Source organism: Blastocatellia bacterium (assembly GCA_016713405.1).
GTDB lineage: Bacteria > Acidobacteriota > Blastocatellia > Chloracidobacteriales > JADJPF01 > JADJPF01.
Map to the genome: position 1 here is coordinate 57,080 of JADJPF010000008.1, position 14,538 is coordinate 71,617.

At 35.3% G+C, this 14,538-nt stretch carries 11 protein-coding genes; 3 read left to right on the forward strand and 8 right to left on the reverse strand.

Annotated elements, in window-relative coordinates:
- The first annotated feature begins 11 nt into the window (after positions 1-11).
- Together tatC and IPK14_12315 are read left to right on the forward strand one after the other, a co-directional pair.
- Positions 12-1,058, forward strand: a complete 1,047-nt coding sequence (tatC, locus tag IPK14_12310) for a twin-arginine translocase subunit TatC (protein MBK7994166.1) — start codon at positions 12-14, stop codon at positions 1,056-1,058.
- A 237-nt stretch (positions 1,059-1,295) separates the two neighbouring features.
- Positions 1,296-2,852, forward strand: a complete 1,557-nt coding sequence (locus IPK14_12315) for a GWxTD domain-containing protein (GenBank protein ID MBK7994167.1) — start codon at positions 1,296-1,298, stop codon at positions 2,850-2,852.
- A gap of 66 nt (positions 2,853-2,918) precedes the next feature.
- On the opposite strand, the gene nfi is transcribed toward IPK14_12315, so the two are convergent.
- A complete protein-coding gene (gene nfi / locus IPK14_12320; GenBank protein MBK7994168.1) occupies positions 2,919-3,626 on the reverse strand; it encodes a deoxyribonuclease V in 708 nt (235 codons plus the stop codon).
- A 65-nt stretch (positions 3,627-3,691) separates the two neighbouring features.
- On the opposite strand from nfi, the gene IPK14_12325 reads away from it, so the two are divergent.
- Positions 3,692-4,549 (forward strand): UbiA family prenyltransferase, encoded by an 858-nt coding sequence (locus IPK14_12325; GenBank protein MBK7994169.1) that lies wholly within the window; start codon positions 3,692-3,694, stop codon positions 4,547-4,549.
- Between the two features lie 63 nt (positions 4,550-4,612).
- Here the strand turns inward: IPK14_12325 and IPK14_12330 are convergent, their stop codons facing one another.
- From IPK14_12330 to IPK14_12360, 7 genes are all read right to left on the reverse strand, one after another.
- A complete protein-coding gene (locus tag IPK14_12330; GenBank protein ID MBK7994170.1) occupies positions 4,613-6,175 on the reverse strand; it encodes an Rne/Rng family ribonuclease in 1,563 nt (520 codons plus the stop codon).
- Between the two features lie 11 nt (positions 6,176-6,186).
- The gene (locus IPK14_12335) at positions 6,187-7,437 is read right to left on the reverse strand and encodes a hypothetical protein (GenBank protein MBK7994171.1); all 1,251 of its coding nucleotides are present in this window, start codon (positions 7,435-7,437) and stop codon (positions 6,187-6,189) included.
- A 189-nt stretch (positions 7,438-7,626) separates the two neighbouring features.
- Positions 7,627-10,488, reverse strand: coding sequence for a TIGR03960 family B12-binding radical SAM protein (locus tag IPK14_12340; protein MBK7994172.1), 2,862 nt, complete (start codon positions 10,486-10,488; stop codon positions 7,627-7,629).
- 283 nt (positions 10,489-10,771) lie between these two features.
- Positions 10,772-11,908 carry a rod shape-determining protein RodA gene (gene rodA, locus IPK14_12345; GenBank protein MBK7994173.1) on the reverse strand — a complete coding sequence of 379 codons (1,137 nt, stop codon included), beginning with the start codon at positions 11,906-11,908 and terminating at the stop codon, positions 10,772-10,774.
- Entirely contained in the window at positions 11,908-12,270 is a 363-nt protein-coding gene (locus tag IPK14_12350; protein ID MBK7994174.1) for a hypothetical protein, read from the reverse strand. The genes rodA and IPK14_12350 overlap by 1 nt, the downstream gene beginning before the upstream one ends.
- Positions 12,227-13,921 carry a penicillin-binding protein 2 gene (mrdA, locus tag IPK14_12355; protein ID MBK7994175.1) on the reverse strand — a complete coding sequence of 565 codons (1,695 nt, stop codon included), beginning with the start codon at positions 13,919-13,921 and terminating at the stop codon, positions 12,227-12,229. Before mrdA ends, IPK14_12350 begins: the two co-directional genes overlap by 44 nt.
- Before the next feature lie 81 nt (positions 13,922-14,002).
- Positions 14,003-14,515: a hypothetical protein gene (locus IPK14_12360; protein MBK7994176.1), complete on the reverse strand. Its 513-nt coding sequence runs from the start codon at positions 14,513-14,515 to the stop codon at positions 14,003-14,005.
- Positions 14,516-14,538: the final 23 nt, after the last annotated feature.

Sequence of the window (14,538 nt, forward strand, 5' to 3'; positions counted from 1 at the left end):
ACACTTTTACAATGAGTAATAACCAGGTTGATGAAGAATATGATGATTCTAATGAAGGTGCAATGTCCTTCCTAGATCACTTAGATGAACTACGTACTAGGTTAACTAGAGCAGCCATAGCTATAGCTATATGTTTTATTGTCTGCTTTATTTTTTCTGACAAAATCTATAGTTTTTTAGATGCTCCTGTCAGAAATGCCCTAGATAAAGCCGAAAGGGTTCAGCTAGAAAAAGGTCTTATACAAATTAGTCCAATAGAAAAACTTTCTGATGATGATACTTTTGATTATGTATTTAGTCAGGAAGCTAATTTAGATGGTGTAATTATTCCTGCTGGTACTTCTATACTTTCTAAACTTAAAACTAGTGAAAAAGGTCAACGCTTTGTAGTTACTGCTAATAAAGTTGTATTAGGTAATAAATTTATTGATCAAGGTTTTCAACTTCGTGCTGATTCTATAGGAAACTATAGCGCATCCAATGACGCAATTGTTGTTCATACCCTACAAGGTGGCTTTAACCTATATATCAAAGTAGCTTTTTATGGAGCAATTGCATTAAGTATCCCTGCTTTACTTTGGCAACTTTGGTCTTTTATTGCTCCTGGTCTTTATGAACATGAAAGAAAATGGGTTTGGCCTTTTGTAATTATGGCTTCTTTCTTTTTCTTTTTAGGTGCTTCTTTTGCCTATTATATAGCTTTCCCTAGGGCAGTAGAGTTTTTATTAAGTGTTTCAGAAAACTTTCGACCAATGATTGAAGTTAATGAGTATTTTGACTTAATTATTACTATTATTTTAGGATTAGGCTTAGTTTTCCAAATTCCTACAATAGTTTACTTTTTATCTCGTTTAGGCTTAATTACTCATCATTTTATGATTCATTTTTGGCGACACGCAATTTTAGTTATTTTTATTATTGCAGCACTACTTTCACCTACAACAGATATTCCAAATATGATGGTTTTTGCACTGCCAATGATAGGTTTATATATTCTAAGCATTGGAATAGCTTGGGCATGTGGTAGAAAACGCCCAACAGCAGAGGAAGCAACATAAATTAAATAAATTTAGTAGTATCTTTTAGGATAGAGAGCCTTGTTTATCTAAGAAAATTTAGCTAAACTTGTGTCTATACTGTCAAAATAGCATACAAGTTGCTTCCGAAATAGGAGGTTATTATTTTATATGATGTTTAAAGGGAACTCCCTAATTAAATCCTTATTTGCACTAATATTAGTAGTAATGTTTTTAACTCCTTCCATTCCTACAGCTTACGCAGGAGATGAGGATAATATGCCTCGTAAAAAGAAAAAGCGTAAGCAAGAAGACGCTAGTAATGTTTATAAGCGTTGGCTAGATAATGATGTAGTTTATATTATTACTCCTGATGAAAGAGCCGCGTTTAAGAAATTGCAAACCGACGAAGAACGAGAACAATTTATTGAGCAATTCTGGCTTCGCAGAGATCCAGATCCAGACACACCAGAAAATGAATACAGAGAAGAATATTATCGACGTATTGCATATGCTAATGAAAAATATGCTTCTGGTATACCTGGTTGGAAAACCGATCGAGGTCGTATCTATATTACTTTTGGCCCGCCAGATGAAGTAGAATCCCACCCAGCAGGTGGCCCTTATCAACGTCCATTTTATGAAGGTGGTGGACAAACTTCTACTTATCCTTTTGAAATTTGGTTTTATAGATATTTAGAGGGTGTTGGCAACGGTGTTGAGATAGAATTTGTTGATCCAAGTGGTACAGGGGAATATCGTATTGCTCGAAATCCAGATGAAAAAGACGCTTTGTTATATGTTCCTAATGCTGGTCTAAACTTCTTTGAAGAAGTAGGGCTTTCCAGAAAGCAAGATCGGGCTACTTTTAATCCTGGTAATCGTGATCGTCTCCCTTATGGCCGACGTGTTCAAGATAACCCATTTGAAAGATTAGCTTTAATTGCCAACTTAGGCAAGGCTCCTGCTGTTAAATTTAAGGATCTTCAAGCTAGAACAAATGACCCTATTATTGAATTTGATGTACTACCTTTTGATATGCGAGTACATTTCTTGAAAGTTAATGAAAGTTCTGTAGTAAGTTCATTTACTGTAAAATTAGATAACTCCGATCTCTCTTATAAAAATATTGGAGGTGTTTCTCAAGCAACTCTAAATATTCATGCTCGTATTACGGCTCTTTCTGGACGTAAAGCAGGTCTTTTTGAAGATATTATAGAATCTCGCTGCCGAGAAACCGACCTTTCAGTAGAACTTAAACGCAGTTCTGTTTACCAAAAAAATATCATTCTTGAGCCGGGCCGTTATAAAGTTGATATTGTTGTTAAAGATATAGTTAGCGGTCATACAGGCATTATTCATGAAGGTTTTGAAGTTCCAAAATATAGTTCTGAAAAACTGCAATCCAGTACTTTGATTGTTGCCGATATGGTGGAATCACTTAATGGCAAAGTTGCTGCTGGCCCATTTATATTTGGTGCAAATAAAATTCGTCCTAATGTTTCACAGCAATTTACAGTTGGACAACCTGTTGGTATTTATGTACAAGCTTACAATGTTCAAATTGACCAAGCTGAGTTAAGACCCAAGATTGCTGCTGAATATATTATTTCCAAAGATGGAAAAGAAGTTAAGCGTATCAAAGAAGATGGTAATGCAAAAACTGTAGATTTAGATGGTAATGGACAACAAATTACTTTAGGCCGTATGTTACCAATAAATGATTTAACTCCAGGCACATATGAAGTAAAAGCATGGATTAAAGATGAGGTTTCTGGACAAGTAATTGAGCCAAAAGGTAATTTTACAGTTGTTGAAGCTAGCAAGAATAAGTAACCAATAGTTTTAGTATTTAACAAAAATAGCCCAGTGAAAGCTGGGCTATTTTTATTTGCTGTATTTTTATTCCTCTTCATCATCAACAACTTTTCCTGCACCTGATTGAGTACGAAGCCAATTAACTAGTAAATGTGCTTCTCTTGTTGGTGCTGGAATACGATAATTTGAAACTGTACTCATTATAACTTTTACAGCGTCTTCAAGGTCAATTAGATGCCCAACAGAAACAAAAACTGGGTTTACTTTGTTTTTAGTGCGAAGTGCTACACCAATTTGCTCGCCTTTATCTTTTAAGGGAGCGCTACTTCCTGCTGTAGGTGCTAAGTCATGGTATTTGCCAACTAAAATGCTTTTAGCACAACCAATTGTAGGACGATCAATTAATAATCCCATATGTGAAGCAATACCAAATCGTCTAGGGTGAGCAATTCCTTGACCATCTAATACTACTACATCCGGTTCTACCTCTAATTTTTTCCAAGCTTCTAAAAGCGGAGGTAGTTCCCGAAAAGAAAATAGCCCTGGTATATAAGGGAATTTAGCTTCTGTTATAACGCTTGATGATGCCACGACTTTAAGAGTCTTTACTTTAATTACTACAAACCCTGCATAAACAACATTAGAAAATTTTTCAAATGAAATGTCTGCTCCTGCAATATACTTAATCTCTTTAGTAAGTTTTTCCATCCTTACTTCACTACGTAAGCTATTTTGTATCTGAATAGCTTCGCTAGCCGAGACATCCCATCGGTGTAATTCTTTGTATTCCATATCCTGTCCTCGTAAAATAGTTAAATTATTTTTTTAATTTACAAAATATATAAAGCTAAAAACTTATGTTCAAAGATCTAAAAGTTACTCTAGAAATGATAAAAATCGAGCATACTCTTTTTGCATTGCCTTTTGCAATCTTAGGTGCAGTGCTTGCCGCAGGGGGTATTCCAACCTTAGAAAAGCTTTTTTGGATTAGTTTATGTATGGTGACAGCTAGATCAGCAGCAATGGCTTTTAATCGCCTAGTAGACCAAAAATTCGATGCTGCTAACCCTCGTACACAAAACCGTGCTATTCCAGCAGGGCTATTATCTAGTAAATTTGTTTTGCTTTTTACAATTATATCTAGTCTATTGTTTATATTTGCTTCAGCACAACTAAATCAACTTACCTTAATGCTTTCCCCTATTGCTTTAGGCTCAGTCCTAATTTATTCCTATACAAAAAGATTTACATCCTTGTCTCATTTAGTTTTAGGATGGTGTTTGTCAATTGCTCCTACAGGAGCTTGGTTAGCAATTGCAGGAGAATTTCATCCAATTCCATTAATACTTTCAGCAACTGTTATGCTTTGGACTGCTGGCTTTGATATTGTTTATGCTTGTCAAGATTATGAGTTTGATAAACAAGTAGGTCTTTATTCCATTCCTCAAAGATTTGGTATTGTAAAGGCATTATGGCTTGCTAGGTTTTTTCATTTTGTAGTGTTTGTCTTATTAGTAATCTTTTTCTTTATTGCTAACTTAAAATGGTTAGGAGGTGTTGGAGTAATACTATCTACCATTTTATTAATTAGACAACATAGCTTAGTAAAAGCTGATGACTTATCAAAACTAGATGCAGCTTTTTTTACTACTAATGCAACTCTAAGCATTATATTAATGATTACTGTTGGAACTGATGTTCTACTATTGCGCTAAAATGATAAAGGGATAAAGACTTATAATCTTTATCCCTTATCTTAAAGAACTGTTTAAAAATATTTAGCGAATAGCAAAATCATATCTTTCTTGATGTACAGAGTTATCTCCTCGTAAAACTACATTACAGCCTAAATAAGCTTCTATTTCAGCAAGAACTTTCTTTTCTGTACTCCTTAAAGCATTGGCAACTTCTGGATGTACTCGCAAAGTTACTTCCGAACTAGCTTGAAGGTTTTCTGTATCAGAAACAAACCTTCGTGCTTCTGCTAGAATTTCATAACAAACAGTTTGAGGTGATTTAATCAATCCACTACCTTCACAGTAAGGACATGGACAACATAAAGTTCGCTCTAAACTTTGTCTAACGCGCTTACGAGTTATTGCAACCAATCCAAAATCATTAAACTGCAATACTTTTGAAGGGGATCTATCTGCTTTTAGTTCTTGTTCTAGAGCTTGCATCACCTTAAAGCGGTTTTTGCGTTCTTCCATATCAATTAAATCTAGTACAATAATTCCACCTAAATCACGAAGGCGTATTTGACGAACTATTTCTTTTACTGCTTCTATATTTATTTTGGTGATTGTATCTTCTAAACGATTGGATTTACCTACATATTTACCCGTATTAACATCAATTGCCACAAGTGCTTCTGTTTGATTAATTACAATATAACCACCTGAAGGAAGCCATACTCTAGGTTTTATAGCTTTATCTAGTTCTTCTTGAACGCCATATTCCTCAAAAATAGGTTTTTTCCAAGTATAAAGCTTCACTTTTTTAACTAATTTAGGTTGAAATCGACTAATAAAATCTACTACTTTAGTATACTCTTCTTCATTATCTATTCTGATAGAAACAATATCATCAGAAAGTTGATCTCTTAAGGTACGTTGTACTAAGTCTAATTCACCGGCAATTAAGGCTGGAGCCTTTAATTTTTCGGCTTTTCTCTTAATGTCTTGCCATGTACGTACTAAATACATCATATCATCATAGAGTTCTTGTTCTGTATGGCCTTCACAAGCAGTACGTAAAATAAAACCACCTTGAGGGCGTTCTTTATCTCTTAAAGAAAGCATTATTTTCTTTAATCTTAGACGCTCTGCATCAGAAGAAATTTTTCGGGATACACCAATATGATGAACCGTAGGCATATAGACTATATATCTACCTGGCAATGCAATATGAGAAGTGATGCGGGCACCTTTTAAGGCAATTGGCTCTTTAGCTATTTGTACAACTATTTCTTGTCCTTCACGAAGTAGGTCTGTAATTGCTGGAGGATAAAAGCGTCCTGGTGCTTCTTTTGCTACAACTTCGGGTCTTTCACCAGCAACAGGGGATGTAGAGGTTGGTGTTGTCTCACCATAATTTGCAGGTGGACGTGGTGCAGGAGGTGGGCCTCCTCTACGTCTTCTTCTATTGTTACTACGTCTAAAATGAGGCTTATGTCCAGGTTCCCTGCTATTTTTAGACTGCCAATTCTCTCCATCTGACTCACCACCGTCTGGTGCTAAGTCATCTGATAGCGTAGACTCATCAGTAGCTAAATCTTTTGTATCTTCATCCACAATTCTTTCTAATGGAACATTATTTTCAGCCTTAACTGGAGGAGGTATTACTTTAGTTTCTAAAACAGGTTTTCTTCTTCTTCTCTTAACTGTTTAATAATTTTATTTTGTATTAGAGCCTCTTTTAGCATTTCTCCTGCTTCAATAGCCTCTTCATCCATAATCCGTTCGTATTGAACCACTGATGAAGCACTAATTTCTTCTACAGGCTCTTCTACTTCAGAAGCTTTTTTAGTTTTTCGGCGTGCTGGAGCTTTCTTTTTAGCTGGTTCTTTGCGACTAGTACGACGACGCTTACTTTGGGTAGGTTCTTCTTCAACTACTTCTATTGCTTCTGCTATTTCTGCTACTTCTGCTACTTCTGCTACTTCTATTGCTTCTGTTGCTTCTGTTGTCTCTACAGACTTTGCTTGCTCTACTGTTGAATTATCAATAATAGATTCTGTTACAACAGTGTTATCTATATCTGTTGAAATAATTGTCTCTAAGTTAGCATTAGTTTCAACTGGTTTTAGATCTATGATATCTTCTGGCTCATCAATGATACGAATAAAATCATGTGTTGGAGGAGGGATAATAACCTGAGGGATATAACTAGTTGTTGCTACTATAGGAGTAGTCGTAAGCGTTTCATCACTTGCTGGAGATTCTACAATTTCTGTAATTATTGATTCATCCAAAGGCTCTTCAAAAGTGCTATCTGTCAAATCAGCAGTAGATTCTATGGCAGATTCATCTATATCATCATCTGCTAATATTTGCTTAGCTACTGCCGTTTCTAAATCACTTTTTGTTTCTATATCATCTTCTATTTCCTCTACTTCTTGATTTACAAATACAATTTTACTTTCTGGTCTTAAGCTATCATCCAATGGAATTATTGACATTTCTTCTTCTGGGTCTTCTACATCTTCTATATCGTCCACATCCTCTACATCTTCTACATCAATTGGTTCCAAAGTTTTCACTACTGGATTAGGTATTTTAGGTATTACAGGTTCTGCTATATGATGACTGCTAACAGGCTCTTTATAGCTAGTATCTTTATCTTCTAAAGCATCTAGCTCATCAAATCCTTCTTCTTCTAAAAAGTCTGATACATAAAGAAAAGCATCTCTTCCTAGTCCAATATCAACAAAAGCTGACTGCATTCCAGGTAAAACCTTCATAACACGGCCTTTGTAGATACTACCAACAACTCCTTGAGTCTCATCTTCACGTTCTACAAAATATTCAGTAACAGTACCATTTTCAATAATAGCAATCTTTTTTTCATGCGCGCTGGAGCTTATAATCATCTCTTTTGCCATTTATTTATTCCTCTCTTCATAGATCTAGTAGGATACAATTGCTCAAGCGGGTAGCCATAAACTTTTAGTTTGATAACTAGATTAAAATATAGAGGCTAAAAACAGATACTTTTAAGCTTAACTTACTTCTTTATTAAATTTAAGAATCTGTTATTTACAACTTAATTCATTATCAAAACCAAAACTATTTTAAATAACCTCTAGCAAAGACTTTTCTTGTCCATCAATTTCTGCATAAAGGCGGCTGCGTTTTATACGGCTTTGCAAAGTAGCCTGTTGAGTTTCATCTACTCCATAAATTGAACTAACAATTTCTACAGGTTTGGCACCGCCTTGATTAGTTATAGCTAGTGTCATGACCAGGAAATTATCATTTAAAGTTTTTTCAAAACGAAGATTTTTAACATATTTTTTCAAATCAACACTTTGAGAGCGATTTTTACGGTTACGTGTGACTAAAAATTCATCACAAGATAAAAATTTATTAACAAGTTCTTGACTTACATCAAAAACTGAAAAATTTTCTTGCTGAATATGCTGATTTAGTGCTGAGAGAATTTCTGGAGCTTGAAGATTAACTTTATATTCAGCCGAGTTAATTAGTTTTGCCAAAGAAGGTGAAGTTTCCGCTAGTACAACTAAAGCAGTAAACTTTAGACCTATAGGCATAACTTGGTTAATTTTTTCTAAAAAATCCTTTGCTACTAAAATTTCAGGTGAGACAAAATCTAAATATTCATCTTCTCCAACCATACCTACAGCTAAGGCCGGGCCATAAGAAATTAATGGCATAGGGTGAAAGCCTTGACTATAAGATAGTTGAATACCTGCACGCTTAAAACCTCTAGGTAAGGCTTTAACTAAATCCAAGTGTGAGAGGTATTGCACAACTTCAAGTTTTGTATAAGAAGCACGATAGCGATATTGTTTTTCAACTTGCTTAGATTTATTAGCTTTTAGTTGGTGTAACTTTGTTGGTGAATTAACGGGTACATCACTCCGAACAACTTCTAGTAAGGATTGGTCAAATTCTTCTACTTCATTAGTTACAGCATTTAAGTTAGCTTCTTTTGCAATACGATATTCTTGATTTAACTCTTTAGCCTTAATCAAGTCCTTACGCATAGCAGGTAAATCACAAGCAACACCACAATTAAAACAAAGCAAAGGTTTCTTTTCTAATTGTTCAAAGTCTTCAAAAGAAGGAGGTATTGCAGTAGGCCGCCCATCAATAATACGTATGGGAAAACCACATGGTGGGGCAATTTTTGCTTTAATTCCTTTTTCATATTCAATAGCAAGAAATTTCTTTTCTACTAAAGAGTCTATGTGATCCCAAGGAAGTTGAGCAAAACCGCCATCTGACAATCTAACAGGTAGATCTTCAAGTGTTTCTTTTATATCTAGTCCTACTCTTTCAAAGGCTTTCATCCATAAATCATAATTAAAATGCTCATCCCAACCATCAAAACGTGCGCCCATTTGCCAAGCAGTTTCAATTACTTGTCCAATACGACGATCTCCGCGAGCCATAACACATTCAAGTTGCGAAAGCTTTGCATTATGTGTTTTGAAATTAAGACGATAACGATGACATTTTTCTCTTAGTAAATCTTGTTTAGCATATAACTCTGCTAAAGAGTTCATTCTACACCATTGGAAAGGGGTTTGGGGCTTTGGAACAAAACAAGAGGCAGAGACAGTTACTTTGACATTTACCCCCATTGTTCTACCTAATTGTTTTACTTTATTGCCTAACTCAGCAATACCAATTACGTCTTCTTCTGTTTCTGTTGGTAGCCCAATCATAAAATAGAGCTTAATTTGACTCCAACCATAAGAAAAAGCTATTCGACAACTACGTAAAACGTCTTCTTCTGTTACATTTTTATTAATTACATCGCGCATTCTTTGTGTACCTGCTTCTGGCGCGATAGTAAAACCTGTAGTTCGTACTTTAGCAATTTCCCGTGAAAGGTCTTCTGTTATACCTGAGGCCCGTAGAGATGAAACTGATAAAGATACTCTTTCTGGATCAAGGGTTTTATTTAATTGCTTTAATACAGGAGTTAAACAAGTGTAATCAGCCGTAGATAAAGAAGTTAAGCTAGCTTCATCATAACCACCATCTTTTAATCCACCTGTAATGCTTTCTATAATAGATTCTGGAGTACGTTCACGAACAGGACGGTAAATAGTACCTGCTTGGCAAAAGCGACAACCATCTACACAACCGCGTGCAATTTCTACAGCCATTCGATCATGTACTACATCAGTAAAAGGAACTGGTGAATCACTAGGGAAAGGATACTTATTTATATCTTCTACATAACGGCGTATTATAGGGAATGGAGGATTACTATCTGCTTTTGGTTGAATAATTTGCAACCCATGATAGTTTGGTATAACTGCTTCATAGAGTCCTGGAGCATATACGCCTTTTAATTCAGCTAATTGGGCAATTAAATCTTTACGGGAAAGATTTTTTGTTTTTAATTTAGTATAAAGATCAATAAATTCAACTAATAACTCTTCACCTTCTCCAATTAAAAGAAAGTCAAAAAAATCTGCAATTGGTTCTGGACTAAAAACACAAGGGCCGCCGCCAATAACTAAAGGATCGGTTTCTTTACGCTCTTCTGCTCTAATTGGAATTTGTCCTAAATCCAACATGGTCAATATGTTAGTATAAGTCATTTCATATTGAAGGGAAAACCCAACAATATCAAATTCATTTAAGGGAGTAAAACTTTCTATTGAGGCTAGTGGTAATTTAGCTGAACGCAAGGCTTTTTCCATATCTAGCCAGGGTGTATAAACTCGTTCAGCATAAACATCATTATTTTTATTTAGGACAGAATAAAGGATTTTTAATCCTAGGTGGGACATTCCTATTTCGTAAGTATCTGGAAAACAAAGAGCTATATGCGCTTTAACTTCTTGTTTATTTTTATTGATAGAATTCCATTCACCGCCAACATAACGAACAGGCTTTTCTATAGTTGGTAAAATTGCGTCTAAAGCTGCTCGATAAGAAGAAACATTATTCATTTTGGGGACCTTTCATAACTGAAAAAATCCCAAAATCAAGCAGGATTAAATTACACTTAGCTTAAAACTTACACAATTATTCCTAAAACCAAAGTTTAGTAGTTGGGCCTAATCTATTTAGATTTCGCTAATTGTTTTATATAAAACAATTTGTTTACTTAAATTAGATATTTTATGTAAACAAATTCTGCTTTTTAAGCCTGTCAATTTTGATTTTTCAGTTAAATAGATAAAGCATCAAAAGCTTTAATCATCTATAAATATAATTACTGAAAAAAGGATTCTAATTGGCAAAACGTCTTAGGTTTATATTAATAACCAAACCAATTAAAATCATCATACTTAAAACAGAAGAACCACCATAGCTCATTAAAGGTAGCGTAATACCTATAATTGGTAGTAAACCTACAACCATTCCAATATTTACTACCACATGAAAGAAAATCAAGCCCGTAAATCCTAGTATGATTAACATACCAAATCGATCTCGGGAGCGTTCAGCTAAACCTATAGAACGCATAATTATGAACAAATATAACAGAAGTGCAGAAATACTGCCAACAAATCCCATCTCTTCAGCCAAGACTGAAGCAATAAAGTCTGTGTGATGCTCTGGTAAAAAGCCAAGTCGACTTTGAGTTCCTTTTGTAATTCCTGTTCCAGTTACTCCACCCGATCCTACAGCAATAACAGATTGCATGGTTTGATAACCGTATTCACGGCGAAATTCGGGTTGCTCAAATAAATCTGGGTTAAGAATAGCTTCAATTCTCATTATTTGGTAGTTTTTTAAGACATGTGGTTTTAGTACATGTACATAAGCTAACGGTGTTACAACCAAAACAGTAACAGCAGTAGCAATTATTAACTTTAAGTTAAAACCACTCATAAAAAGCAGTAAGGCTAGGACAGGAATAAAAGTTAAAGCTGAACCTGTATCAGGCTGCAACATAATTAATCCCATAGGAATAGCTGTAATAACGCAAGCAACTCCAACATCCTTCCAAGGTAAATTACCTTTGCGAAGTGGTGAAAGATAACGAGATAGAGCTAAAATTACTGCAATTTTAGCTAACTCGGACGGCTGAAGCGACATAGGGCCAAAATTTATCCAGTTTTTTTGCCCTTTTACTTCATGCCCAAAGATTAAAACTGCAACTAAAAGTAACAAAGCTCCAACATAAATTTGTGGGATATAATTATAAATACGTCTGTAATCTACAAGGACTACAAATGTAAACGCAGTCAAACCAACAGCAATTGCAATAACTTGCTTAAACCAAAAGTCTTTATAGATTGTACCTGTACTTGGTACGGAACTATAAATTTCTGTAGTCCCTAAAGCTAACAAACCAAAAACCGCCATTAGCAACAACCAATCAAAATCACGCCATCTTCGAGTCTCTCTTAATGCAATCATTAGTTTTGACCCCCTAAATTAGCTGGTTTTGCTATTGAACGATTATTAAGAGGCTCAACTAATGCAACTGGTTTTACTACTGGTTTTTCTGGTTTATTAACTGGTGGCTTAGTAGTTGGTTTTACAGGTGTTTCTGCTCTAGCAGCAGGATTATTAGTAGCTTTGTTTGGTTTTGTATCTTGTGCTAATTCTTCTTTTGGTAATCCTTTTTTCTTACGCAAATATTCTTCAAAACAAGCTTTAATTATTGGTGCTGACTCTGTACCACCGTGACCAGCATGTTCAACAAGTGCAACACCGCCTATTTCTGGCGCACCTTTAGGAGCATAACTGACAAACCAAGCATGTTCTTTTTTGTTCACCTGTAGCACCATCTCTGATGCCTACAACTTGGGCAGTACCTGTTTTTCCAGAAACATCAAAATTTGGTATGGCAGCACGACGAGCAGTACCAGAACCATTTACCACTCGCCACATACCTTCAGAAACTACTTTCCAAGTTTCTTCACCAAAACCTGCTTCACGTGGTTTAGCATTATGAATAATAGCTGGGCTTTGTTCTGTAGCGCGGGCTTCCTTAAAAACGTGTGGCGTATAGAAATGTCCTCCCATCCCTATACCTGTTACAGCATGCATAATTTGTATTGGAGTAGTTGAAACGCCAGATTGACCAATAAAAGCATAAACCATGTCGGCTTCTTTCCATTGTGGATCCCTAGGATATTCTCTACGTTTCCATTGACGACTAGGAACAATACCTTTTATTTCATTTGGCAAATCTATACCTGTTTTAACACCAGTTCCTAAAAGAGCTTGCCATTTCTCTAAATTATCTATACCTAATTTAATACCTTGGCGATAAAAATAACCATCACAAGAAATTTCTATAGCTCGTCTAAGGTCTGGCGCGCCATGTCCACCCCAACAGTGAACAAATCTTCCGCCTGTAGAAATACCACCTCCACAAGCTAAAGCTTGTTTATCAGCAACTACTTTTTCTTCTAAACCAGCTACAGCCATTAGAATTTTCCAGGTAGAGCCAGGAGGATAACGATCCTGTATTGCACGATTACGAAGTGGACGCTTAGGATTTGTTACTAGACGGTTAAAATCAGCAGGCTTTATACCTTGAGCAAACAGATTTGGATCATAAGCAGGATGTGAAACTAGAGCTAAAATTCCTCCATCTCTAGGGTCATTTATTACAACAGTTCCATAATGACCTGTAGCCTTTAGTCCTTCTTCGGCTACCATTTGAATATCTAAATCTATGGTAGTAATAATGTCTTGACCCGGAACAGGTGGAATTTCTTCAAGTTGTTGTAAAACTCTACCACGGCTATCTACTAAAACTCGTCTATAGCCTTCTTTACCCATTAAAATCTTATTGTAAGATTGTTCAATCCCAGCCTGGCCGATAATATCCCCTGGACGACAATATTCATAAGCTGGATCTCTTAATTGTTCTTCTGCAATTTGCCCAACATACCCAACAACATGTGAAAGAACTTCACCCAAGGGATAACGCCTTTGTGGTTGTAGTTCTATTTTTAATTCTGGGTGTTCAAATTCATGCGATTCAATCCAGGCACGATCACTAACAGTAGCATTTGTTTTTACTGCTACAGGTCGAGTACGTGAGCCTGGAGCATTCATCATTTTTACAACATAGTTTCTATCTAAAGCAAATCTTTTTGTTAGGATTTCTATGGTAGTCTCTTTATCTACCATATCTTCTTGATAGAGCATTATGCTATAAGTAGGTGTACTATCAACTAAAATCTTGCCTTCTCTATCAAGAATTGTTCCTCGTGGTGCTGGAATGGGTATTTCACGAATCCGATTATTTTCAGCAGCTTTAACATAATGTTCATGATTAACTACTTGGAGGAACCAAAAACGAACCCCAATAACAATAAAAAGAAGCAAGACAAAATACTTAAAGAATAGGATTCGTCCACGAGGTTTAAAAAGTTGTTGTGTTGGATCGTCAAAAATCTTCTTTTTTGACATAATTTATTTTAACACCTCACACCCAACAATATATGTAAGTAAATTAAAGAGGCTTTTATACAAACTAAACTTGTAGAGTTATTAATAAACTCTAGCATTACCACCATAAGAATTTTGCGTAAAGATCCGATCTAAAATAGGAAAAAGAAAAAATCCTATAATAAGATTACCTGCTGCTTGCCAAGCTGTCAATTTTACAATTTCAGGAGTGTTTAAATTTATAGGTAATGAATTAAAAACATAGTGTAAAGCTAAAAATAAAGTAACATTTACTACAGAAGCTAGCACAAGCACAAAAAGTCTAGTTAATTTATTATCTATAGCAAAATGAACATTGATACTAGCAATAATAAATCCGATCAATGTTTTGGTAAAACCACCTGCACCTAATAAACTAACACCAGAAGCTATATCTGAAGTATAACCAGTAGCTGCACCAACTAATGTCCCTTGCATAGGGTTTCGTTTAAGTGCCAAATAAACAGACAAAACAAGTGGGATATCAACTCTAGTAAACTGTGGGATATAAAGAGGCAATAGCCCTTGTAATGCGACAAAGAAAACAATTGCAATAATTATTTTAATAACTTGCACTGTATTAAATTCCAAAAATATTC

Excerpts from the sequence above, each read along its gene's own strand:
- tatC (MBK7994166.1), top strand. The coding sequence starts at position 12 with ATGAGTAATAACCAGGTTGATGAAGAATATGATGATTCTAATGAAGGT.
- mrdA (MBK7994175.1), bottom strand. The coding sequence starts at position 13,921 with ATGTCAAAAAAGAAGATTTTTGACGATCCAACACAACAACTTTTTAAA.
- IPK14_12340 (MBK7994172.1), bottom strand. The coding sequence starts at position 10,488 with ATGAATAATGTTTCTTCTTATCGAGCAGCTTTAGACGCAATTTTACCA.
- IPK14_12325 (MBK7994169.1), top strand. The coding sequence starts at position 3,692 with ATGTTCAAAGATCTAAAAGTTACTCTAGAAATGATAAAAATCGAGCAT.
- nfi (MBK7994168.1), bottom strand. The coding sequence starts at position 3,626 with ATGGAATACAAAGAATTACACCGATGGGATGTCTCGGCTAGCGAAGCT.
- IPK14_12315 (MBK7994167.1), top strand. The coding sequence starts at position 1,296 with ATGCCTCGTAAAAAGAAAAAGCGTAAGCAAGAAGACGCTAGTAATGTT.
- rodA (MBK7994173.1), bottom strand. The coding sequence starts at position 11,908 with ATGATTGCATTAAGAGAGACTCGAAGATGGCGTGATTTTGATTGGTTG.
- IPK14_12335 (MBK7994171.1), bottom strand. The coding sequence starts at position 7,437 with ATGGCAAAAGAGATGATTATAAGCTCCAGCGCGCATGAAAAAAAGATT.